Below are 23,650 nucleotides of genomic sequence, written 5' to 3' on the forward strand. Positions count from 1 at the left end.
CCTTTGTGTCGAGAGGAACGGATCGGGCTGGGTTTCAGCCCCGCAGGAACGGATTGCGCTCGCGCTCTTCTTCAATCGTCGTGCTGGGACCGTGTCCGGGAATTACGATCGTCTCCCCCGGCAGCACCAGTAGTTTTCCGTGAATGGACTTCATGATTTTTTCATAAGACCCACCGGGAAGATCGGTACGGCCGATGCTGCCTTGGAACAACGTATCACCCGCAATCAAAGTCTTCTCGCTTTTGAGCAGCAGGCAGATGCTTCCCTGGGTGTGTCCCGGAGTGTGAATGACCGATCCTTCGATCGTGCCGAACTTCACGCTATCGCCATCCGCCAGGCTCTCGTCCACCACAACTTTGCCGGGGTCTTTCATCCCAAGCCATGACGCCTGCACGTCGAGCAACTTCAGCAGCTGGTCGTCATTCTCGTTGAGCAAAAGCGGAGCGCCGGTAAGCGCCTTCAGCTTCATTGCGCCGCCCACGTGGTCAATGTGCGCGTGAGTTACCACAATTTGGGTAACCCGCAATTGGTGTTTCTCCAGGATCGCGACCACGACTTCAACTTCGTCACCCGGATCAATGACGATGGCTTCATGGGTTGTTTCATCCCCAATGACGGAGCAGTTGCACTGTAGTGGGCCTACAGGGAAGATTTCGTGGATCATTTTCTCCTTCGGGACGAGTCGCGCAAGGCAGGGGAGTGGGTGTGTCTCTCCACGGTTCAACCCGATATCGGATGCTTTGTTCCGAATTAAGGTTCTTTTCTGCAGCGATTTATCGAAAAAAATGAAGGCCTCCGCATGAGGAGGCCTTCATCCAAAATCCAAAAACTACTTCTTCGGCGCCTGCTGAGTCGGGGCCGCCTTTGTGCCGTTCAATACCGAACCCGCGCTTCCGGTGTGGCGCGCTGCCATCACGCTCAGGATGATCGAAGTCAGCATGAAGATGACCGCCGACCATGTGGTCGCTTTCGAGAGCGCGTTCGCGGTGCCACGCGGGCCAAACGCCGTCTGGCTGCCGCTGCCGCCGAAGGCCGCGGCGAGGTCGGCGCTCTTGCCGCTCTGCAGCAGCACTACCACGATCAGGAAAAAGCAAACCGCAATGTGAATGGTGGTGATCAGGTAAATCATTCAATATCTCAGTCGCGCGCTGGGAGAACACAGCGCCTGGTCTCTCAAAGGCTTTTGGAATCTCAAACCCGGCCGGAACGGACAGGGAACGTATGGTGCGGAAGGGGGGACTTGAACCCCCATGCCTTTCGGCGCCACCCCCTCAAGATGGTGTGTCTGCCAATTTCACCACTTCCGCAGAGCTTTCCAAAGAACACGTGAGGCAAAGTGATTATAACAAAAGGAAGTACATGCTCCAAACCACGGAGCGTTCCTTGACCCTCGCGCGCGCGGTCAGTTCTAATCATCAGTTCTTCCAAGGAGAAGCAATGAAAGTCGCATTCTTAGGGTTGGGGATTATGGGGCGTCCGATGGCGGCGAACCTTGCTAAGGCCGGCAACGAAGTCACGGTTTGGAACCGCACACCGAAGGATGTCGAAGGCGCGCACGTTGCGAAGACTCCTGCGGAAGCCGCTAAACATGCGGATGTGGTGTGGATGTGCGTGTCGGATACGAACGCGGTGGAGCGCGTATTGTTTGGCGACGGTGGCGTGGAACCCGTGCTGCGGGCGGGGATGGTGGTGGTGGACTCGAGCACGATTTCGCCGGTGGAGACGCTGAAGTTTGCCGAGCGCGTGCGCGCGAAGGGCGCGGATTACATCGACGCGCCGATCACGGGATCGAAGATCGGAGCGGAGTCGGCACAGTTGATCTTCATGGTCGGTGCGAAAGACGAGACGTTGAAGAAACTCGAACCGCTCTTCCTGCAGATGGGGAAGAAGATCGTGCACATGGGCGAAGTGGGGAAGGGGCAGGCGTCGAAGATTTCGCTGAACCTGCAAATCGCCTGTATTTATGAGGGTTTCATCGAGGGCTTCAAAGTCGCTACGCAACTCGGCGTGAACCCAGAAAAATTTGTTGAGCTGGTGCAGAGCACGATGGTGCGATCGGGAGTGGTGGATTACAAGGCGCCGTTCGTGTTGAAACGCGACTACACGCCGAACTTTCCGCTACGTTTAATGCGCAAGGACCTGCTGCTGGTGAGCGATGCGGCGAAGCAGTTGGAGCTGGATTTGCCGGGGCTGAAATCTGTTCTCGAGGTTTATGACGAGGCGCACGAGGCCGGTATGGATGACCAGGATTACGCGGCTACGCTGGCACTTTTGGAACGAAATTAGCGGGAAGAAACAAGGAAAACTTACGGTAAAACCCGAAGTTAGAAGTTAGTAAACAACATTTTATAAGTGCTTATTTGCTGGGGATTTGCCCGGGTATGACGTTTTTTGTCAACAATCCAGGCCCGTGATTTTCTTCTCCAGAGCCTGTGAAAAGCGACCGTGGACGCGGAAATTTTGCTCGTCACCGTGGTTTGCCGCAAAGGTGGTACATGGAAAGTGGAAGAATTTGTTTACCACTCGGTTAAGAGGGCTATATCTGCGGAATATGCCGCTGGCACTACTGACAGTACCCAGTCACGTTAGGGTTGGGTAGTTTCGCGCCGCGAACGAGGGTCTGCCGACCCCGCTCGTTCAAATCACAAACCGTGAAGAAGGCAACATGGAAACGCTTCGCGACCAATCGCGGGCCACGCTGCTGATAGTGGATGATTCGGCCGACGACGTTGCACTCGTCAGTGACATTCTGAAGGACCAATACCGGGTGAAGGTCGCAACCAACGGAGTGCGCGCGCTCAAGATTGCGCAGTCCGACGACCCGCCGGATCTGATCCTGCTCGACGTGGTGATGGCCGGATTGGATGGTTACGGAGTGTGCCGGCAGCTGAAGGCAAATTCGCGGACACGCCACATACCGTTCCTGTTTCTTACCAGTAAATCCACGCCGGAGGACGAACGCGTGGGACTGGAACTGGGCGCGGTGGACTATATAAGGAAGCCGATCGATCCGGTAATCCTGTTCGCGAGACTGAAGACACACCTTGCGACGGGGGCGGCGAAAACATCGCATTCCGAGGCATCCCAGGCTGACCAGCATGGGCGCGAAAAAGAGATTGAGCAGGATTTAGCCGCGATGATCCTGACATCGCTGGCCGAGAGCCGCGACGCCACAACGGCCAACCATGCACTTCGGATACAGCGGTACGTGAAGGTACTGGCGGAGGCATTGGCGGGGCATCCGCGGTTTTCGGCGCTGGCAGCCGATCGGGCGATCGAGGTGATTTACCGTGCTGCCGTCCTGTACGACGTGGGAAAAATCGGCGTTCCCGAAACCATCTTGCTGAAGCCATGCGCGTTGCTTGCCGGCGAGTGGGAGGTAATGACCGGGCATACGACGATCGCGGCGCGGGCCATTGAGCGCGCGCAAGAAGTGGTCGGGAAGGGCAGTGAGTTTTCGCGGATCGCGAAGGAGATGGCGCTCTGTCACCACGAGAAATGGAACGGCAAGGGGTATCCGCAAGGACTTTCGGGGGACGATATACCGGTCGCCGCAAGGCTGGTGGCGATTGCCGATGTGTACGACGCGTTGACTCGCCGGCGGACCTACAAAGACGCTATCAGCCACGAAGAGGCGGTAGCGGAGATCCGGCGCGGTCGGGGGGCAGAATTCGATCCCGAAGTCGTAGATGCATTCGTCGCGGTGAGTGAAGAGATGCGGGCGATTGCACGGCGTTTTCCGGTACCGGCAGAGGATTGATCGGACTCGGCACCGTGGGTAAATGGCCGAGTTTTGAAACGGTTTAGCACTACCGTGCCATACAAGAATTCGTACCGCTTCAAGTATCGTTGATCGATGAGCAGTGGTGACCTTCGAGTGGTCGTACTCGACGATCAAACCTTCCGGGCCGAATGCCAAGTTTGCGGTGAATCGATTCACGGAAAGACGTTTATCGAACTGGTTCAATTCGAGAATGAGCACACCGGGACGTGTCTCGGGCGTTCGATAGCGGCGGACTGAAGAGATCTCAAGATCGCGAGATATCTGCACCCGGGCTAGTTTTTTGCTTTTATCGCGGCCACTATGGCGTCAGCGATCTTGCGGTCGTCCGTCAAAGACGGATGGTAGTTGCAGCCCGTCACTTCTAATTCCTTCACTGGCACAACTGAAATCTGTTTCTCTCCCGCGGAACGAACGCGGTCGGCGACCTTTTGGACTTCGGCGAGGATTTCACCGTCAGACATCTCGGTTGCCCAGAGGATGAAGTAGGCCTTGGGATTCCTGGCGCGGAGTTGGTGGAGAAATTCGGCGTAGGTCTGCTCGTAGTCGGCGTGAAGTTCGTCGCGGGTCTTCCATTTTTCGCCGGCGTGGAGTGGGGTGCTGAAATCGTTGGTGCCGAGGGAGACCACGATGACCTGCGGACGCCAGTCGGGATTATCGTAGCGCGAGGTATGGTCGAGAAGGGTGAAGGGATAGGCGGCGGGGAGGGTATCTCCGGGAAAGCCGTTGTAGTTGCGAACGATACCGCGGCCGGAAATTGCGTTGACCTGGTAGTCGGCATGGAAGGGACGTGCGACCAGAGGCGCGATGCCTTGCGAAGTGTCAGTGGTAGCCCAGACTTCGTCTTCCGTACATTCACGTTTGGGTGAGGTGTTGCCGTAGCCGACGGTGTGCGAGTCGCCGATGAACTCGATCTGGAGTGGATAGGAGTGCGGTGTGTCCGGCTTGGCAGAGCGCGGCGCGAAGAATCCGTCGAACGAAGTTGGGCCGGCCTGGCTTTCGGTGATGACTTCAAGGCGGAGATCGTGATGCTTGTTGGTGAGTCCGCGAATGACATAGAGGCCGGGTGCGGGCTTGGTGAGTGACTGGGAAGATTGGTCAAGGGTGATCTTGAGGATGGCGTCGCCGGAGCCGAGTTTGAAATAGACGTCCGGGCCGATGAAGGCGGTATCGAAGTAAGTGCCGGGCCATTGACGTTCGTACGACGGAGCAGATTCGGCGCCGCGCTGGAGGACGCGTCCGCCGATGTGCATGGGGAGAACGTGGAGACCAGTCTTCTCGCTGGAGGATACGGGAGAGATTTGGAACTTCACCGGTGGCGCTGCGACAGTGAAGGAAGTAAGCGCGAGGATGAGGGCAAGAAGTCGGGAGATCAACTGGCCTCCGAGGGTGGTCGTTGAGATTGTCGCCGAAGGTTGATGGCGGTCGCAAGAACTCCGTATGACCCAAAAGAGATGATCGGAGGATGACGTATAGGAATTAGCGGGTCTTGTGGGTAGTCTCAATTTGTACTAAGGTACGCAGCACGCTTTGGTTGTGGAGCGCTGGGTATTGCGATGCCGGTGAAAGTAGAAGTTGACCGTAGCCGCAGACTTGCGAAACGCACGTATATCGGCGTAGTTACGGCGTCAGAGCTGCTCGATAGTATTCACGAATACAGGTCTGCGCCTGAGTTCGATCCCTCCTTTAATGAGCTGATGGACTTCCGTGAAGTTGACAGGATTGACGCGTCAATTGACGACATTCGTTTGTGTGCGCTGCGAGCGGTGCCGTTTGCGAATACTTCGAAGCGGGTGATCCTGGCACCACAGCCTCTGGTGTTTGGGCTGGCGCGGATGTACCAGATCATCGGCGAAGATATCCATCCCAATGTTTATGTGGTGAAGACAGAAGAAGACGCGTTCCGGACTTTAGAGCGTACGGAAGTTGCGTAGTAGTTATTCGCGCGGCCCTTTCTGGGTAGCGCCTTTCCAGGTGTGTCCACATGAAGAACACCGCCAGCGATTAGCGCCGAGCGGTACCGGAACTCCGAGCAGCATGGTGCTGCCGTAGGCGATCGGTTTATCGAGCGATTCATAGCTGATGTCGAGGGAATCGCACTGCGGGCAGCGTGGCTGCTCATACATACCGACGCCTTCCACATCGAAATCTTCAGGGATGGGTTGCGCGAGGATCTCGCGGGCGATGTCGGCGTCGGCCGGGGGAACTGCGAGTTTTACGCCTCCGAGCAAGTTGGAAATGAACCAGTCGATCCGGACCATGTTGTCGTCGACGAGCGAAGTTGCGAGACCTGCGGAATCGAGTTGTCCTTTGGCGAGCAGGGCCTCGTGCAAGTTCAGAAAACTCGCAACCACGACGGGGCGTTCAGATTCCCATTGACCGTGAGAGATATCGGGAACGTTGATACCACGGCGAGCGAGTTCGGACTGTAGCGCCTGCTGCGCGCCAGCAGTGAGTTCGTGAATGTCCTGCGCGAGGAGATCGAGTTCTCCGTCTGACATTCCGCGATAGCGATCGATGAGGTCACTCATTTTGAAGTTCATTTTAGAGGATCGCGGGGGCGAACGGAGAGGCGAGTTCCTCGTGGTTCGAAGGGATACCAGGAAGCATCGTCGAGTGCTTCTCCCGATGCGGGAAATCAAACGAAGGTAACCCGTGATGCACCGTGTCTAGTCGCTTTGCGAGGGTTAGACTCAGCCTCGAACTCCCCCAACTCTGCTGTCGTGACGCGCTACGGGCCGGGTCTGCTTGAGTGGGGGATCGCCTGCCGCGCCCCTCAGCCTCTGGAGCGCGCGGATGAGACGACATCATGCAGTTGTTTTCATACTTCTCTTAACCCTGGTCAGTTCGTTAGCAGCAGTCACATCGGGTACACCGGCCACCATCACCAGCCCAACTCCGGGCACAAAACTTTCGAGTACGAGTGCCACGTTCCAGTGGACGACCGGCACGAATGTCACGAGCTACTCGTTGTATGTCGGTACGACGCGCGGCGCCCACGACATTTACTTCATCAACACAGGTACGGGTTTGAGTGCTTCGGTCAACAATCTTCCAGCAAATGGCGGGACGTTCTACGTCGTGTTGAACTCGCTGATCGGCGCGGCGTGGCAACAGGTTTCGTACACATACATTGCGATGGGCAGTGGCACGGCGGCTTCAATTACGGGGCCGATTTTGGGAGCGAAGCTGACGACCGGTACGCAGTTGTTCCAGTGGAGCGGCGGCGCAGGGATCTCACAGTACTCGCTGTATATCGGGAACACGCGTGGGGCGCACGATATTGCGTTCATTAATGCAGGGACGTCAAGCTCGTACGACGTGACTGGACTTCCGACGGATGGGCGGACGTTCTATGTGACGCTGTACAGCCTGAACGGAAGCACGTGGCTCGCGAAGAGCTACAGCTACGTCGCCTCGGGAAATGGTGTGGCGGCTGCGATGACGAGCCCCGCGACGGGTGCGAAGTTGGCGAGCGGCACGCAGTTGTTCCAGTGGAGCGGCGGCGTAGGCATTTCGCAATACTCGCTGTACATCGGTACAGTGCGCGGCGGCCACGACATTGCGTTCGTCAACGCGGGGATAGCCAGTTCGTACAACGTGACAGGCCTACCGACGAATGGCGAGACGTTTTACGTCACGCTATACAGCTTGAACGGGAACACGTGGTTGGCGAAGAGCTATACGTACTACTCGAGTGGCGCTGGAACGGCTGCGTATATCACCTCGCCCTCGCCGGGATCGCAGTTCAGCGGGACGAGCGCGACCTTCTCATGGATGGGAGGAGCGGGAATCTCGCAATACAGTTTGTATGTGGGAACGACAGCTGGCGCGCACGATATCGCGTTCGTGAATGCAGGATTGAGCACGTCGGCTAACGTGACTGGACTGCCGAACGGCGGCCAGACGATCTACGTGACGCTGAGCTCGCTGAATGGGAACACGTGGCTCAGCAACAAGTACACCTATCAAGCCAGTGGCATAACGCTGCAGTTCAACACGAGTACGAAAGACATTGCCAGCGGACTCATCAACTACGCGTACGCGACGTACTTCGATGTGAGCGGCGGCAGTCATCCGTACACGTTTGCGATTGCATCAGGCAGTGCGCCGACAGGCGTGGTGTTCTCGGGGACAGCTCCAGGGATGCTGGCGGGAACTCCCACTGCCTCCGGAAACTTCACATTCACAGTGAAGGTAACGGATAGCAATAACAACTCGATTACCAGCCCGAGCTTCACGATTCCAATCAGCGCTGGACCGAACGGCGCGCATAACTCCTACGTAAATGGACGCTACATCTGCACGTATGAGGGATACGTGGATAGTGACACCTCGCGGATCGCAACACTGATGAGCCTCGCGATTGACGGCGCGGGGCATGTTACGAGCGGCGTTTATGACTCGAATGGTCGGAGCACAGGGCTGCTCAATGGAAGCGTGAGCGGGAGCTATAACCTTGGCGGCGACAACAACGGGACGATCACGCTTTCGATCGGAAGCAAGACGCTGAAGTTCGGGATGATGGGGAACAATGTCGGTGGCAGCAGCGTGAGCCAATTCGACATCGCACAAATTGACGATGTTGGATCTGCAGCTCCCGGCCAGCATGGCGGCGGAGTGTGCAGCAAAGCGACGACTTCGGCATTCTCTAACACCACGATGGATGGAAAGAGCTTCGCGTTCACACAGCACGGGGAAAACGGAAATGGGATCCCGCGCGCTCTCGCCGGAAGGTTTACGCTGACCGCAAGCGGTTCGAACCTGACGATCACCGGAGGGCAGGCCGACCAAGCGGATGGATCGTCTACTTTGAGGGCGATTCTGTTTGGAGGCAGCTACACCGAACCCGGTTCCACGGGCCGGTTCACAATCACTGTCAATCAGACTTCTCCGACGACGGACACCAGCTACGCAGTTGGCTATGTGATCGATGCAAATCACATGGCATTTTTGAATGCTGACAGCGGGAAGGCGCAAGTTGGGGAGATGTACAAACAGCAGCAGGCGTCGTATTCGGCGGCGAACCTGAATTCGAGTTTCGTGATGCGCGACCTGGAATGGGCACTCGACGGGAGCGGCGGGCTGCAATGGAACAGGGCGCAGATCATGCAAGGAACAGGTGCCGGCGGTTCAGGCAGCACCGCCAGCATTACCATCAACCAGAGCTTCACCAACGACGCAGATTCGACGGGGAGCGAGTACAAGGTCGGAGACTCGAACGGAACCGCGACATTCACGGTTAGCTCGAATGGCAGAATGGCGATGAATGACGCGAATCAGGTGACCGTCGCGTACTTGTACGACAACAATTCTGCATTCGGAGTTAGTGGGGGACAGAATGTCGGGTCGGGGCTGTATGGAGTCGCGTTCAATTACATTGAACCGCAAATGGCGACAACACCGGGGTCGGGATCGTATCTCAGCACAGTCGTGCCCCGGATTGAGCCTGAAGGGAACATCAACGTCGACCTGGTGACGCTGGGCAGCGGCACGATTGCGGGTATCGGTGATGGCGGAGCCGCGGGGGGCATGGATTACGCGAGCCCGTTCAGCGGGACCTTCACGACGAGCTCGTATGGTGCGTTCTACATATCTTCGGGTGGCGAGCAAGTCACTAGCTGTTTTGTGGTGAGTTCGACGCGCGTGGTTTGCATTGACGATACGACCAGGAACCCATCGGTATCAGTGAGCGTGAAGTAGGTAACGAGAAAATCCCCACCCTGACTTGAGTGTTTGACGGGTCTCGGTGGGGATTTTTGCGCCGAGAGGTCGTCCTGTCGCGACTTCGGCTGGTGCCGGTTTCGGAGAAATGAGGATTGTGCAAGTTACTTTTCTGTCCGTTCGACAGTTGCGCAACTGTCCAAGTAGCCACGCGGCGGGGGGTACCAAAGACTGTTTGCCCAAGGGCAACAACTCGGGCTACTGTTGCGCAACTTGCTACTCGCAGTAGTAGCCACGAAAGCGCTGCTCGTCGCAGTCAAGAACATTCCCCAGTAGCCCCAAGTTCCGGTCGTCACAAGTCCCCGATCAGTTTTTGAACACAAAGGATGGCAACATGAAAAAGCACCTAGTCGGCTTTTGTCTTGCCGCGTCATTGTGTGGGCTGGCAGTTGCGCAGAATGCAGCCCCCGCGACCTCGTCCCAACAGGAGGTCGTGCCACGATTGATCCGCTTCTCAGGTCAACTGAAAGACGATGCCGGCAAAGCGATGTCAGGCACCGTCGGGATTACGTTCACACTTCATAAAACCCAAAATGACAATGCCGCGCTATGGATCGAGACGCAGAACGTGAAACTCGATAGCGAAGGCAAATACACCGTATTACTTGGTTCTACCAAATCCACAGGAGTTGCGGCGGAGTTGTTTATCAGCGGCGAAGCGCAGTGGCTGGGCGTTCGCGTGGAAGGGAAGGCGGAACAACCGCGGGTGTTGATGGTGAGCGTGCCTTACGCGTTGAAGGCGAAGGAAGCAGAGACGTTGGCGGGACATTCCGCGACAGAGTTCGTGACGTCCGACAAGCTTACGACCGTAGTGAAAGAGCAGATGCAGCAGAACGGCGCGACGGTGAAGAAGGACGGAACCGGCGTTAAAGGAAATGTGCTTTCCTCGACCGCGACGAATTTCACCGACACTACGACCAACCAGGTTGTTCTGGTGACGCAGAAAGGAACGGGCGCGGCGCTTTCTACCACGAGTCCGGGCGCCAGCATCACGGCGTACAGCACAGGGGCCAACACGGCGGCGAACGCGCTGTATGCGCAGGCAGTGGCGCCGAGTGGGAATGCTGTGTACGGAAACGAAACCGCGGCTACTGGAACAGGCGCTGGAGTACTTGGCCGCTCACTTTCGGTGTCCGGGTACGGTGTGTATGGCGTGAACGCTGCGACGACAGGAACGGCGGTCGGCATTCGCGGAACGTCGGCATCGAGCGGCGGCATCGGCGTGTATGGAACTGAGACGGCGACAACGGGAACCGCAACGGGCATCTACGGCACAACGGCATCGCCAGCCGGCTTCGGGATGGAAGGCATCAACCTGGCGACGACGGGGTCGGCGGTGGGCGGCTTCGCGCGTTCTGCTTCGACGTCAGGTGTGGGCCTTCGCGGTTACGCGAGTTCTGCGACCGGCACGACGACCGGTGTGTTGGCACAGGTCGCGAGCTCTTCGGGAACCGCAGCAATACTGCAAAACACAGCCAGCGGAGCTCTTCTCCAAGGCCAATCTGGTTCTGGATTAACGACCGTGTTCTCGATCGACGGCAGTGGAAATTTCAACGCGAACGGTGAATTCTTCTCACCGAATTCGCTTGTGAATGTCGGGTGGGGATACTTCGCGCCGACACCTTTGAACTTCTACGCCATGGAGGCAATCAGCACGAGCAATGCCTCCGGACATCCAACCGCGATCATCAAGAACAACGACAACACGAATGCCGGCAGCCAGGCGTTGGAAGTGGACGGGCCGGGATTTGGCGGCCAGTGCACGATTGACGTGAGTGGAAACCTGTTCTGCACCGGAACACTCGCTCCCGTGATAGCCGGTCCGAACGGCCAGAAGACGGCGCTGTACACCATGCAAACTACCGAAAACCTGATGGAAGATTTCGGTCGGGGAGCTTTGGTGAATGGCGTCGCGAAGGTCACGATCGATCCTAAGTTTGCGACTGCAGTCAATGCAGGCGACTACCACGTGTACGTAACCCCGGGCGGAGATTGCGAAGGCCTCTTCATCACCAACCGCACGGCAACGTCTTTTGAAGTGCACGAACTCCGCGGTGGCAAGTCGGCGATCAGCTTCGATTATCGGATCGTGGCGCACCGCAAGGGCTTTGAAACCGACCGCATGCCGGACGTAACGCAACGGCTGGCGCGGAAGTCCGAAATTGAGGGACAAACGGAAGCCAGAACCAGGGCGCTGCCGCCGGCAGAGCCACAGAAGTAGGCGCAACCCATGAAAAGGAAAATCACGACAAAGCCCGCCGGGAAACGGCGAAAGGAGTTTCGAGCAATGAGGAACATGAGGAACAATACGATTGTCCTCCTCGCGTCATGGGTCGTCTGGTGTGCGATTGCGTTGGTGATGGCGATGCCAGCAGGCGCGCAGGAACGAGAGACGGTACGGGACCGAGACGACAAGCTGAAAGGGACGGTATCGGAATCGCAACTCGATGCCGCGTTACAGCGTGGATTGCCGGGAAGAGTGATGACTCCTATGCCGGCGAATGCCAAAGCCACAGTTGAGAAGAGCGGGGGACTGCGGGGAGCGCCCGCGCGAAGCGTGGAGATGGCGGACATCCCGCAGAAAACGACGACGAGTTCGATTCCGGGACTTGCCGATGGCGGGCGGCCATTGTCGGGACTAACGGAAGATGAGTACCAGGCGTTGAAGCGGCTGGTTGCGATGCGGGCAGCGCGCGGCGAAGTCGGTACCAAACCGTCAACCCTGGCGTTGCGGGGCGGCGTGAAGGCAATAGTGCGGCCGGTGCAAATGACGCAGATAACGCCCAATGCCGCGACCGCTCATGCCAGCTTCTTTTATGGGCAGAAAGAAAATGGACTGGATCCGCCGGACATGGGCCTGGCGACGAGTGAAAACTTCGTCGTACAGGTGGTGAATGCATCCATTGCCGTGTACGCCAAGAACGGCGTGCTGCAGGCGGGATTCCCAAAGGATGCGGACACATTCTTCGGGGTGGCGGCGGGCACGTTCATCTTCGATCCGCGAGCGTTCTACGACTGGGCGAACCATCGGTTCTTCGTGCTGATGGACACCTTTACCAGTGGCACGGCTGGCGGCAGCCTTTACTTTGCGATCAGCAAAACCCAGGATCCGCGCGGGGGATGGTGGATTTACCATTTCACGCCTGCCGGTCTCGGCGCCGGAATTTGCGGTGACTTCCCAACCCTCGGACATGACACGACGAATTGGGGAACATACGCAACCAAGGGCGGAATCTACATCGGCGTCAACCTGTGGACTACGAGCAGCGACTGCGGCGGGGCCAGCTTCTCCAATAACGCGGTTTACCTGTTGCCTAAGGACGCGTTGTACGATGGCGGGGGATACGGCTACTGGTACTTCACAGGCTTCAATCTTGGCGGGGTAAACATGGACACCCTGCAGCCAGTCAACGTGACGGACCGTGCAGACAAGCCGAGTACGATCTTCCTGATGAATACGCAGAACTATAACTTCGGCGGTGGACATTGCTCGAGCGCCTGCAATGAAATGGTGCTCTGGGGAATATCGGGACCGACAGCCGGAACGGTTCCTGATCCACACAATCCATTTGCGTTCCTGCAAGGTGGAAATGGACCGATCGTGACGTCGAAAGTTCTGACCACATTGCAAAATTTCACTTTCCCAGTGAATGCGGCGGAGCCAGGGTGCACTACGTCCGGTTCTCCGTGCGTGGATACGGACTATGTATTCATTTCCGGAGCGGTGAAATACCACGCTGGAGAGATCTTTGGTTCGTTCAACACGGCTGTGGCAAGCAGTCCGGCAACCACGGGGCCGATCTGGTTCGACGTGCATCCATCAACCGACAACAATGGTCAGGTGACGAATGCCGTAATCCGCCAGGAGGATTGTTTCCTCTGCGGCGGCTGGGCCAATAGCGGCTCCGCCTACTACGCAAACCTGCAGCCAGACCAGGAAAACAACGTGGTCATGATCTACAACTACTCCGACAATCTGACATATCCCAGGAGCCAGTTGACGTCACGCCGAGTCACCTACGGCGACTCACTCATGGATGGTGCAGGCAGCTATTTCAACACCGGGGGCACGGGATTCATGTCGGGCAGGTGGGGAGACTACACGGCCACCGCGCCCGATTTCACGATTGCGAATCGCGGGCTGATTTGGATGTCTGGCGAATATGCGACGCCGAGCGGTTGGGCGACCATCATTGGCTGGACACAGTATCTCAACTCGGATGACCAGTAGCGAACCTTGCAGCCAACCGGGGGGCGGAGAAATCCGCCCCTTTTTCTTTGCGCTGCAAAACACTGGCAGAAGTCGCAGTTGATTGGGGGGCGACGATCATTCTAGTTTTCGGTTGGGTTTCCAGAGGAAGGAGAAACGGTGGCAGACCACGCGAGCGTAACTGAGGTGTCGGCGGAGGAAGCACTACAGAAGCTGTTGGAGGGCAATGCGCGATTTGTGCGAGGTGAGGCACGATTTCCGACCGTGTGCAAGGAGACACTCGCGGCCTTGGCGCGAGGCCAGCATCCGTTCGCGACGATCTTGGGTTGCAGCGATTCGCGAGTGCCACCGGAGTTGCTCTTCGATGCGAACTTCGGCGAACTGTTTATCATTCGCGTGGCGGGGAACGTGATTTCGAATGAGGTGAAGGGAAGTTTGCAATACGCGGGCGCGCACCTGCGGACGCCATTGTTCGTCGTGCTCGGACATCAGAAGTGCGGGGCGGTGGCGGCGGCGCTTCATTATCGGAAGCACGCGGAAGAGGAGCGGTCGTATATCCAGATTCTGGTTGAGAACATCGCAGCGGGATTGCCGCCCACACTCGATGGAGCAGACGATGAAATGGACGCCGCGGTTGAGGCGAATGTGCGTTGGTCCGTAGAGCAGATACGGCGCACGCCGGAATGGGAGAACGCAGTGAAGGCCGGGGGGAAGATTCATGGCGCGGTATTCCAGATTACTTCGGGCGAGGTGAGATTCCTCGACGTTTAGGGTTGGAGCGCCTGGTATTTCCGGAGGAGTTCGTAGAGCACGACGCCGCCGGCGGTAGCGACGTTGAGCGAAGTCTTCTCGCCGCGCATGGGGATGCGCATGTGCACGTCGGCGAGGGCGAGAAGTTCGGGCAGAAGACCGCCGACTTCGTGACCGAAGACAACACAAACAGGGAAGCGCGGCTGCCAGTCGAAGAGATCAGTCGCTTCGGGATTGGTTTCGATGGCGGCGAGCTGAAATCCTTCCGCGCGAAGATGCTTTGCCATTTCAACAGCGTCCCAACCGTGCTCCCACGGGACAGTTTCTTCCGCGCCCAGAGCGGTTTTTGAGATCGCTTTTTTCGGCGGATGCGCTGTGATTCCACAGAGACAGAGCTTTTGCAGGTTGACGCCGTCGGCGGCGCGAAAAAATGCGCCAACGTTGTACATGCTGCGCACGTTGTCGAGAAGCACGGCAACGGGGAGACGGCTGGGGTCTGACATCAGAGCAGGGAACCCGGCAATGCGGTCAGCGCCTGGTCGAGGTCGTCGATGAGATCGGCGGTGTCTTCGAGGCCAACGGACATTCGCAGGAGCGATTCGGGAGCGCGCGTGTGCGCGCCCTCGATGGAGGCACGATGCTCGACCAGTGTGTGGGTGCCTCCCAAGCTGGTGGCGCGGATGATTAGCTGAAAGCGTGAGGAAACGAGGAAGGCTTCCGCACGTGCGCCACGAATTTCGAAAGAGAGCATGCCACCGAAGGCACGCATTTGCCGCTTGGCGATTGCGTGACCGGGATCGTTCGTTAGGCCCGGGTAGCGAACCTTCGACACCGCTGCGTGCGCTGAGAGAAATTCGGCGATCTTCTGTGCGTTTTCGCAATGGATGCGCATGCGGGCCGGGAGGCTTTCGATACCGCGCAGAATCAGCCAGCAATCGAACGGGGAGAGAACGGCGCCGCCGTTGTGTTGGAAATCGCGAATCTTGTGGGCGAGGTCGCCGGCCCGCTTGAGGATGACCGCGCCACCCATGGCGTCGCTATGGCCGGAGAGGTATTTCGTGAGCGAGTGGACGACGAGATCGGCGCCGAGTTCGAGCGGGCGCTGCAATGCCGGCGTGGCGAAGGTGTTCTCGCAGGCGAAGAGCGCACCGTGCTCGTGGGCAATCGCAGCGATGGGTTCGATGGCCACGACTTCGATCAGCGGGTTGGTTGGCGTTTCGAGCCAGAAGAGCTTTGTGCCTGGTCGAACCGCGGCACGAGTCTCGTCAAGGTTGCGCATGTCAACTACGGTGTGCTGGATCCCGTAGCGCGTGAAGATGCCGTTGATGAGTTCGCGGACGCCGTAATACATGTCGCGATGAAGCACGACGTGATCGCCGGGCGAGAGAATTTGAAAGACCGAAAACGTGGCGCCCATCCCGGAACTGAAGGCGATGGCTTCTTCGCCCACTTCAAGCGCGCTCAGGCAGGCTTCGAGGGCCTTGCGATTGGGGTTGGCGTCGCGGATGTAACTGTAGCCGCGGGAGAAGGCACCGTCGGTATCGCGCTCGAACGTCGTGGAAGGATAGATGGGCATAGCGACCGCGCCGGTGGAGGGATCAACATTCCTGCCGGCATGGACGGCTATCGTTTGAAAGCCGTGAGACTTCTTTATGGAATCGGCCATGGGAGCCATTCTAAAAGAACAAGGACCACAGCGTGCGTGCCGTGGTCCTGTGGTCTCGCCATGCAGTGAGCTACCTGGGTTCGGCAGCCTTGGATCCAGTGGTTGCCGTCCACACGGGTGGACGATCTAGTTCCCGGCCTTCGCTTTTGCTGCGGCTGCTTTGATATGAGCCTGGTAGTGCTTGAGGGCGGTGGGATTGTGGGCTAACGAGACCTGCTGGTCTGCGGTCGCGCCGAAGTATTCAGGGTGAAGGTAGAGGCCGCGCTCGGCGGCGTCTTTCGCGACTTCGACGTCGAGCGGATTGTGGGCGGCGTAGGCGTCGTGACGAACGGCCGTGACTTGCCACGAGACTTCGACGTTCGGTTTGTTGGTCTTGATCGTGAATTGGTGCATGGCAATTTTGCTGCCGACGATGGCCTGCGCAAATTCGCCGACGACGGTGAGTTGATAACGGAAGTCGGCATTGAGCGCTTCAAACCACTCGGGCAGACGTACCACGGCCACGCCCGCCCCATTGGTGGTGATGTTGCCAGAGTAGATATTCATCATCTCGGAAGACTCGACGCTGGCGTGGTAGAGGAACTTGTTGGCGGGATCGAGGGGATGATCGATCTTGAAGTCCTTGGTGCCGGCGGTGATGGAGCCGCTTACGGAAATATTTCCAAGGAAATACGCAGCGAGTCCCTTGGGAGAACCACCGGAAGAGATGATGCCGGCGCCGCCCGTATAGGTGGAATTGACGCCATCGCCGCCGTAAACTTCCATCCCGTTGCCTCCAAAGTAGGTGTCGGAAGCGCCGCCCTGGAAGATGGCGGCGTCACCTGCTGACTTGCCGGTCCCGTCTGCTCCGGTGGCGGAAAAGGCGTCGTTGCTAGCGGAGAAGTTTGCGGGAAGGCTGGCGCTGAGACCCGCTTCGAAGACCCCGGAACCGTCATGCACGTCAAGCGCCTGGTAGCCGGGATGGCTGATGTAGATGAGACCTGTGGTAGTTACGGGGCCGGTGTAGAGCACACCGCCGGAACCGATGAGAACTTCGTCGGTGTTGTTCTCACGGAAATGCAACGTGCCACCAGTCGGCCGGTTGACGAAGACATCGTCGTTCTGTTGGAGCAGAGCGTAGCTTTGGCATCCACTGGGATCGCCGAAACTAATGCCGGCAGAGGGAGCACCGCATCCTACATCGCCGATGAGAGCGGTTTGGCCTTTCCCTGTAAACGTGCCGCTGCCGTAACCGTCCACGGAGAAGACTTCCGTACTCGATGCGCCGGCTTGGCCGCTGAGAAGTTTGCCGCCGGTTGCAGTGTTCTGAAATACAGCAGCGATACCGTTCGGACTCGCCGCGGATGCAACCAGACCCTTGGTTTGTCCAGTAGCGGAGATCGCGGTGCCGTAGATCGCTACGCCGCTGGTGGAGGCGGTGCTGCCGCGGAATCCGTTGGCTGTGCCGGTGGTGGAGGTGTTTTGTCCGAAGACGCCATAGCCGCTGGGGGAAGACGAGACGCCTTTCACGCCAGTGCCAGTACCGGTGGTTGGAGTTGACACGCCGTACACCGCAATGCCGCCGGATGAACTCGTACTTCCACGCACGCCAATTGCAATTCCCGTAGTCGCCGAATTCGTTCCGACCACTCCGTAGGCAGCAGCGTTGGTCGTACTGCTTTGAACGCCGTTGCCTGTCCCTGCATTGGCGACGAGCGCATTGCCGGTGCCGTTCTGGGTGACGAGGACAACTTGATTGGTGGTGGTGTCAACGAAATTTGTGGCGGTGCTAGAGAGGGCGCTGCCCTTTGCGGGGGAGTCCTGTTTCTTCGCTGTAGCGGTCGCAGGCCCTTGCGCGACTCTTTGCTCAACGACGGACGCAAGCTTGTCAGCGGTGACGAACTCGCTGGCGGCGTGCCCAGCGAGAGTCTCGGCCTCAGCTGCTTTCAGTGCGTAGGGAACACTTACCAGAAGCACACGCGGTTGGTCAGGACGGTCCTCGATGTGAATGCCGAGCCACTGAGCCTCGCCGGAGATGAATAGATCTGCGGGAACGCCATCGGGCTTTGTCGCGCCGAGAAGCACGGTGTAGCGGCCATCGGCGTCGAGCTTAACGTTCTGGGTTTCCGTCCAGAGTTGGGATTTATCTTCGGGTCCCTTATGCAACGTGAAGGTGATGCCGGTCATTCCAGTGACGCCTTTGGCCTGACCCGTGAATCGGATGAGGTGTGGAACAGTTGGGCGAACCTCTGTGGAGGGCCGAACGTCTTGAGGAAAAGCGGAAACACAGAACAACAGCGCGATGCATACCGCGGAGAGATATCTCACGTGCGATGCTCCTGCTAAGTTTTTTGAACGAATTGCCTGCGCTGTGGGGCATCACAGCGGAAAACCAGGGCACTTAGGGAAAGGGAAATGAGTTTAACCGCACTCCGCGGGAAACGCGATGGCACGTTTCGGCCAGGCCGTTTCGGTGGCCGGTTTAGAAAGGAGAGGGCGAAGAGCTAGTGGCAAGTTCGCGAATGACGTCGAAGATGCTGGCTTCGGCGAGGGCGTCGGGTTGAATTGCCGCGAGCGCAACGGTGGCGGAGAACTGCGGCGGCTCGCGACGATAGGCGATCTTGAGGAAGTCGTAACTGCGCGAAGCCGTGAGGGCGTCCATCATGTTTACGATGTCGTGCTGCCAGTCTTTGCGCGTGGTGATGACGACCTGGCCCAGGCGTTGTGCATGCCATTCCCGGTCTTTGGCGGAGCGCTGCTGCGGTTTGAAACACGTTGCCGACCAGCGATGGTTGAGTAGCTCCAGGTTGGCGGCGGGCGCGCAGTCGAGAGTCGCGGCAAAGGTCGCCGTTTCCTGGTGCTTGCGTAAGCGGTACCAGAGCCAGCTCAACGGCATCTCGCACGGAGCCATCTGCACGATGAGGTGGGGATCTCGGAAAGTCGCAGTGCCGAGATGAAGATCTACCTGAAAGCGCGAGGCCGAATGCCAGTGCACGGAGTCCACGCGGCCATGATGGCGGCAGGCAACTTCGACCCAATTCACGATGCGGCGGGAACGCTTACGAAGCCAGTGCCGCCACGCGAGATACCAAATGACAAGAAGCGCGACTGCAATCCCGCCGTCAGTTAGGGCCGACCACAACATCTCGAAAGCTAAGATGCCGACAGCAGGAATGTAGATGTTCGGGAGTGCCGTGTGGAGATGGGGATGGTTTCGAGGAAAGGGGTCCTTCGACTTCGAACGCTTCGCGTTCTCCGCTCAGGATGACAGAGATCAGATCGGGATGACAGAGGTGGTTACTCTGTCGGGGGCTTGTCGAGAACATAGACGTGGGAGATGCCGCCGGGGCGCACGTTGTTCTTCTGGAAACATTCCTTGATGCGGCGGCGGAGATCGCGGCTGACCGCGTATTGCTTACCGGGCAAAGTTTTGACGAGCATCAGGTAATCCACTTCGCCGGCGGAAACCTTCTCAATGCCGGGAACTTCAGGGCTGCCGACAATTAAATCTTTGAGCTCGGGATCCTGCTGGATTTCTATGCCGACCTGCTTGAGGAGGCCGGTGACTTTCTCGCTGGGCTCGTCGTAAGCGACGGAGACATGCATGGCGACCTGAGTCCAATCGCGCGTGAGATTGGTAACGACCGTGATGGAACTGTTCGGGATGATGTGCAGGGAGCCGTTGCCGTCGCGCAGAATGGTGCGGCGGAGGCTCATGAGTTCGACGACACCGGTCTTGTCGGCGATTTTGATGGTGTCGCCCACTTCGTACTGATTTTCGACGAGGATGAAGAAACCGGTTACGACGTCCTTCACCAGTGTTTGGGCGCCGAAACCGATCGCGAGGCCTGCCACGCCGGCGCTGGCGAGCAGTGGTCCCATGTTGATGCCGAACAACGGCAGGACCTGCAACGCTGCGAGCAAGGCAATGATAAAAACGCCCGTGCTGTAGAGGATGCCAGACAGGGTGCGGATTTGCTGGGAGCGGACGGCGGTGGGAAGCGCTCCGGTTTTGCCCAGGTGCGACAACCGCCCGGTGATGAGCTTCAGTAACCGTGTGAGAATAAACGCGATGATGAGGACCGCGATCACCTTGGGCAAGTCGCGGCGCACGAATTCAATGAGGTCATCGGCCCACTCGTCCCACAAAGCCTGGAAACGGCGGTGAGCATTCCATCCGGCTTGGGCGGCAGCAGCGGGCAGATCGAGGCGGATCACGAACATTGCAGGCGGATTATAGCAACCGGGGCGAATTGCGAATCGAGGGTGAATCCGCTGCTTATAATGTGAGGAGAACTCATAGGGGCAACTATGAATCTTCGCGCTTTCATCGTGTCGACCGCTCTTCTTTTCACGTTCCTACCCGCGCATACGCAGGAACCAGCCACCGAACCCGATCCCCAGTTCACCGCGCAGCGCGGGAGTCCGAGCACGTGGTCGCAAGACCAACTACGTAAGATGCAAAAAGCCCAGACCGTGGAACGCCAGAAAAAACTCAAAGAAGACACCGACAAGCTGCTCAGCCTGGCGACGGAATTGAAGGACTCGGTGGACAAGACGAACCAAAACGTGCTCTCACTCGAGGTGATACGGAAGGCGGAAGAGATCGAGAAGCTGGCGAAGAAGATCAAGACGAACATGCGCGACGAAATTCGCTAATCGCCGAAAGTCCTGGGAACCGACCAATGAAAAGCGCCATCCGTTTTGGATGGCGCTTCTTTTTGCCTGAGTGAAAGTTATTCGTTCTTCAGCGAACCGATGCGCATTCCGTAGAAGGAACGCCATACGAAGAACGCCGAGACGATGAAGAACGCCAGAGCCAGGATGCGTCCGAGCGGTCCGCCGTTCTTTTCGAGCGAGACGGCGAGTTCGACGGCGAGCAATCCGAAGAGCGTGGTGAACTTGATCACCGGGTTCATCGCGACCGAAGAGGTGTCTTTGAAGGGATCGCCGACGGTGTCGCCGACAACGGTGGCATCGTGCAGCGGCGTGCCCTTGGCTTTGAGTTCGACTTCCACGACCTTCTTGGCGTTGTCCCACGCACCGCCGGCATTGGCCATGAAGATGGCTTCATACAAGCCGAAGATCGCGATGGAGATCAGGTAGCCGATAAAGAAGAACGGCTCGAAGAAGGCGAAAGCAAGCGTCCCGAAGAAGACGGCAAGGAAGATGTTGAACATGCCCTTCTGCGCGTACTGAGTGCAGATGGCCACGACCTTCTTGCTGTCCGCAACGGAGGCTTTTTCGATGCCTTCCAATTTGATGTTGGCCTTGATGAACTCGACCGCGCGGTAAGCGCCGGTGCTCACGGCCTGGATGGATGCGCCCGCGAACCAGAAGATCATGGCGCCGCCAGTGATGAGGCCGAGAACAAACGGAGCGTGCAGCAACGAGAGCTTGCCGACATCGGTGGTGAGGCCGTTGGTGAGCGCCATGATGATGGAGAAGATCATGGTGGTTGCGCCGACGACTGCCGTTCCGATCAGTACCGGTTTGGCGGTGGCTTTGAAGGTATTGCCGGCACCGTCGTTGGCTTCGAGCAGGTGCTTGGCGCGCTCGAAGTTAACGTTGATGTTGAAATCCTTCTTCAGTTCGGCTTCGATGTTGGGCACATTCTCGATCAACGAGAGTTCATAGACGGACTGCGCGTTGTCGGTAACGGGGCCGTAGGAATCAACGGCGATGGTGACAGGACCCATGCCGAGGAAGCCGAAGGCTACGAGTCCGAAGGCGAAGACCGCGGGAGCGAGCATGAGCGCCCCGAGGCCGTGACCTTCCGCCGCGCCCCAAGCAGACACGTAATAACCGACACCCATCAACACGACCATGGTGAGGCCGAGCCAGTAGGCGGAGAAGTTACCGGCTACGAGACCGGAGAGGATGTTGAGCGAGGCGCCGCCTTCTTTCGAGGAGGTAACGACTTCCTGGACGTGCTTGGAGTCCACCGAGGTGAAGACCTTTACGAACTCAGGAATGACCGCGCCTGCCAACGTGCCGCAGGAGATGATCGTGGCGAGCTTCCACCACAGGGTGGTGTCACCGCTAAGGTCGGGAATCATCATCTTGCTAACGATGTAAGTCAGGATGATGGAGACGATTGAGGTGATCCACACCAGAGAGGTGAGCGGGGTCTCGAAGTTCATCTCGTCGGCGTTGCCGAAGCGTCCCTTGGCGATGACCGTATTCAGGAAATACGCGCCGGCGCTGGAGACGAGCATCATGATGCGCATGACGAAGATCCACACCAGAAGCTGGACCTGGACTTTGGGATCGTGAACGCCGAGCAGGATAAAGGTGATGAGCGCGACGCCAGTGACGCCGTAAGTTTCGAAGCCGTCGGCCGATGGGCCAACCGAGTCGCCGGCGTTGTCGCCGGTGCAGTCGGCGATAACGCCGGGGTTGCGGGCATCGTCTTCCTTAATCTTGAAGACGATCTTCATTAAGTCAGAACCGATGTCGGCGATCTTGGTGAAGATGCCGCCGGCGATACGCAGGGCGGCTGCGCCCAGCGATTCACCGATCGCGAAGCCGATAAAGCAAGGGCCAGCGTAGTCGGCGGGGACGAAGAGAAGGATGCAGAGCATGATCAGCAATTCGACGCTGATCAGCATCATGCCAATGCTCATACCCGCGCGCAGCGGGATCTCGTAGATCGAGTACGGCTTGCCGCGAAGGCCGGCAAAGGCTGTCCGCGAGTTCGCAAAAGTGTTGACGCGAATGCCGAACCACGCCACGCCATAGCTGCCGGCAATCCCAACCAGGCTGAAAGCAAGGATGACGGGAAGGGTCACTGCGATCGGCTTATTAGGAACGGGCGCCAGCCATCCGAAGTACATGGCGATGACCACGGCGATGAAGGCCCAGAGGATGAGGATGAACTTGCCTTGCGTCGTTAGATAGGTCTTGCAAGTCTCGTAAATCAGCTCAGAGATTTCGAGCATCGAGCGATGCACCGGCAGGTTCTTGAGCGTCATGTAAATGGCGAGGCCGAAGGCCAGACCGAGAGCGCAAAAGACGAGGCCGATGAGAAGAAGCTTGTGGCCGTCCACACCCATAAAACTGACGGAGGACAGATCGGGAAGCTTCAACGCTGCTTCGCCGCCGGCTTCGGACTGCCCGAAGGCAGCAGTACTGGAGAATGCCAGCACGCCTAAAAAGATGGCCAGGGATATAAAGGACCGATTTATAAAAAGCACAGATTTGGACAAACGCCGCACAGAGGCGTGCCACATACTCATTGTGTTTCCTCCAGGAAAGGCCAAGAAGGGCCCTCCATCGCAAAAGTTCGTTACCGGATCTCCGCCGAGTGTTAAGTGGCGGGCGCAGGTGGGCCAAACTTGCAGCACCTACGATTTTCTCCCATGGCCAGCCCGTTGCACACGTTTTGATGCGCGTGTCTCATTCGGCTCTGACCAAAATCGGAATTTTCCCGAACCCGGGAACCCTGCGGCCATGAATCCGGACGCCGGGATGGCAACGCGCTTCCACTTCAAGACCGAAGTGTTTTGAGGCTTGGCCGCGTCGTGAGATGGATTACCGG

18 protein-coding genes and 1 tRNA gene are annotated in these 23,650 nt (G+C 58.0%); 8 read left to right on the top strand and 11 right to left on the bottom strand.

Annotated elements, in window-relative coordinates; genetic code table 11:
• Positions 1-34: 34 nt before the first annotated feature.
• The 3 genes from ACID345_RS09745 to ACID345_RS09755 all read right to left on the bottom strand — a co-directional run bounded on the left by ACID345_RS09745 (position 35) and on the right by ACID345_RS09755 (position 1,307).
• Positions 35-664, bottom strand: coding sequence for an MBL fold metallo-hydrolase (locus ACID345_RS09745; RefSeq protein ID WP_011522704.1), 630 nt, complete (start codon positions 662-664; stop codon positions 35-37).
• A gap of 165 nt (positions 665-829) precedes the next feature.
• A complete protein-coding gene (gene secG / locus ACID345_RS09750) occupies positions 830-1,129 on the bottom strand; it encodes a preprotein translocase subunit SecG (RefSeq protein WP_011522705.1) in 300 nt (99 codons plus the stop codon).
• A 93-nt stretch (positions 1,130-1,222) separates the two neighbouring features.
• Positions 1,223-1,307, bottom strand: a tRNA-Leu gene (locus ACID345_RS09755).
• 130 nt (positions 1,308-1,437) lie between these two features.
• On the opposite strand from ACID345_RS09755, the gene ACID345_RS09760 reads away from it, so the two are divergent.
• Together ACID345_RS09760 and ACID345_RS09765 are read left to right on the top strand one after the other, a co-directional pair.
• Positions 1,438-2,286 carry an NAD(P)-dependent oxidoreductase gene (locus tag ACID345_RS09760; RefSeq protein ID WP_011522706.1) on the top strand — a complete coding sequence of 283 codons (849 nt, stop codon included), beginning with the start codon at positions 1,438-1,440 and terminating at the stop codon, positions 2,284-2,286.
• Between the two features lie 379 nt (positions 2,287-2,665).
• Positions 2,666-3,760, top strand: a complete 1,095-nt coding sequence (locus tag ACID345_RS09765) for an HD-GYP domain-containing protein (RefSeq protein ID WP_011522707.1) — start codon at positions 2,666-2,668, stop codon at positions 3,758-3,760.
• Positions 3,761-4,056: 296 nt separating this feature from the next.
• Here ACID345_RS09765 and ACID345_RS09770 read toward each other — a convergent pair whose 3' ends face one another.
• Positions 4,057-5,157, bottom strand: a complete 1,101-nt coding sequence (locus ACID345_RS09770) for an SGNH/GDSL hydrolase family protein (protein ID WP_011522708.1) — start codon at positions 5,155-5,157, stop codon at positions 4,057-4,059.
• 180 nt (positions 5,158-5,337) lie between these two features.
• Here ACID345_RS09770 and ACID345_RS09775 point away from each other — a divergent pair, with 180 nt between their 5' ends.
• A complete protein-coding gene (locus ACID345_RS09775) occupies positions 5,338-5,715 on the top strand; it encodes a hypothetical protein (protein WP_011522709.1) in 378 nt (125 codons plus the stop codon).
• 3 nt (positions 5,716-5,718) lie between these two features.
• On the opposite strand, the gene ACID345_RS09780 is transcribed toward ACID345_RS09775, so the two are convergent.
• Entirely contained in the window at positions 5,719-6,312 is a 594-nt protein-coding gene (locus ACID345_RS09780; RefSeq protein ID WP_148210068.1) for a hypothetical protein, read from the bottom strand.
• Between the two features lie 265 nt (positions 6,313-6,577).
• On the opposite strand from ACID345_RS09780, the gene ACID345_RS09785 reads away from it, so the two are divergent.
• The 4 genes from ACID345_RS09785 (at position 6,578) to ACID345_RS09800 (ending at position 14,486) form a co-directional block, all read left to right on the top strand.
• Complete coding sequence (locus ACID345_RS09785; protein ID WP_011522711.1) at positions 6,578-9,484, top strand: beta strand repeat-containing protein; 2,907 nt, start codon at positions 6,578-6,580, stop codon at positions 9,482-9,484.
• Positions 9,485-9,839: 355 nt separating this feature from the next.
• The gene (locus ACID345_RS09790) at positions 9,840-11,726 is read left to right on the top strand and encodes a hypothetical protein (protein ID WP_011522712.1); all 1,887 of its coding nucleotides are present in this window, start codon (positions 9,840-9,842) and stop codon (positions 11,724-11,726) included.
• A gap of 66 nt (positions 11,727-11,792) precedes the next feature.
• Positions 11,793-13,736 carry a hypothetical protein gene (locus ACID345_RS09795; protein WP_011522713.1) on the top strand — a complete coding sequence of 648 codons (1,944 nt, stop codon included), beginning with the start codon at positions 11,793-11,795 and terminating at the stop codon, positions 13,734-13,736.
• Between the two features lie 138 nt (positions 13,737-13,874).
• Positions 13,875-14,486, top strand: coding sequence for a carbonic anhydrase (locus ACID345_RS09800; protein ID WP_011522714.1), 612 nt, complete (start codon positions 13,875-13,877; stop codon positions 14,484-14,486).
• On the opposite strand, the gene ACID345_RS09805 is transcribed toward ACID345_RS09800, so the two are convergent.
• The 5 genes from ACID345_RS09805 to ACID345_RS09825 all read right to left on the bottom strand — a co-directional run bounded on the left by ACID345_RS09805 (position 14,483) and on the right by ACID345_RS09825 (position 20,334).
• On the bottom strand, positions 14,483-14,968 hold the full coding sequence (locus tag ACID345_RS09805) for a TrmH family RNA methyltransferase (protein WP_011522715.1): 486 nt from the start codon (positions 14,966-14,968) through the stop codon (positions 14,483-14,485). The two genes, ACID345_RS09800 and ACID345_RS09805, sit on opposite strands and share 4 nt — an antisense overlap.
• On the bottom strand, positions 14,968-16,131 hold the full coding sequence (locus tag ACID345_RS09810) for a trans-sulfuration enzyme family protein (RefSeq protein WP_041856517.1): 1,164 nt from the start codon (positions 16,129-16,131) through the stop codon (positions 14,968-14,970). Before ACID345_RS09810 ends, ACID345_RS09805 begins: the two co-directional genes overlap by 1 nt.
• A 126-nt stretch (positions 16,132-16,257) precedes the next feature.
• Positions 16,258-18,297 (bottom strand): hypothetical protein, encoded by a 2,040-nt coding sequence (locus ACID345_RS09815; RefSeq protein ID WP_041855586.1) that lies wholly within the window; start codon positions 18,295-18,297, stop codon positions 16,258-16,260.
• Positions 18,298-18,592: 295 nt separating this feature from the next.
• Entirely contained in the window at positions 18,593-19,255 is a 663-nt protein-coding gene (locus tag ACID345_RS09820; protein ID WP_011522718.1) for a hypothetical protein, read from the bottom strand.
• A gap of 152 nt (positions 19,256-19,407) precedes the next feature.
• Positions 19,408-20,334 carry a mechanosensitive ion channel family protein gene (locus tag ACID345_RS09825; RefSeq protein ID WP_011522719.1) on the bottom strand — a complete coding sequence of 309 codons (927 nt, stop codon included), beginning with the start codon at positions 20,332-20,334 and terminating at the stop codon, positions 19,408-19,410.
• A gap of 87 nt (positions 20,335-20,421) precedes the next feature.
• Between ACID345_RS09825 and ACID345_RS09830 the strand changes: the two genes are divergently transcribed.
• On the top strand, positions 20,422-20,769 hold the full coding sequence (locus ACID345_RS09830) for a hypothetical protein (protein ID WP_011522720.1): 348 nt from the start codon (positions 20,422-20,424) through the stop codon (positions 20,767-20,769).
• Between the two features lie 77 nt (positions 20,770-20,846).
• Here the strand turns inward: ACID345_RS09830 and ACID345_RS09835 are convergent, their stop codons facing one another.
• Positions 20,847-23,348: a sodium-translocating pyrophosphatase gene (locus ACID345_RS09835; protein ID WP_011522721.1), complete on the bottom strand. Its 2,502-nt coding sequence runs from the start codon at positions 23,346-23,348 to the stop codon at positions 20,847-20,849.
• Between the last annotated feature and the right edge of the window lie 302 nt (positions 23,349-23,650).

The sequence above is a fragment of the Candidatus Koribacter versatilis Ellin345 genome (assembly GCF_000014005.1).
Taxonomy (GTDB): domain Bacteria; phylum Acidobacteriota; class Terriglobia; order Terriglobales; family Acidobacteriaceae; genus Korobacter; species Korobacter versatilis_A.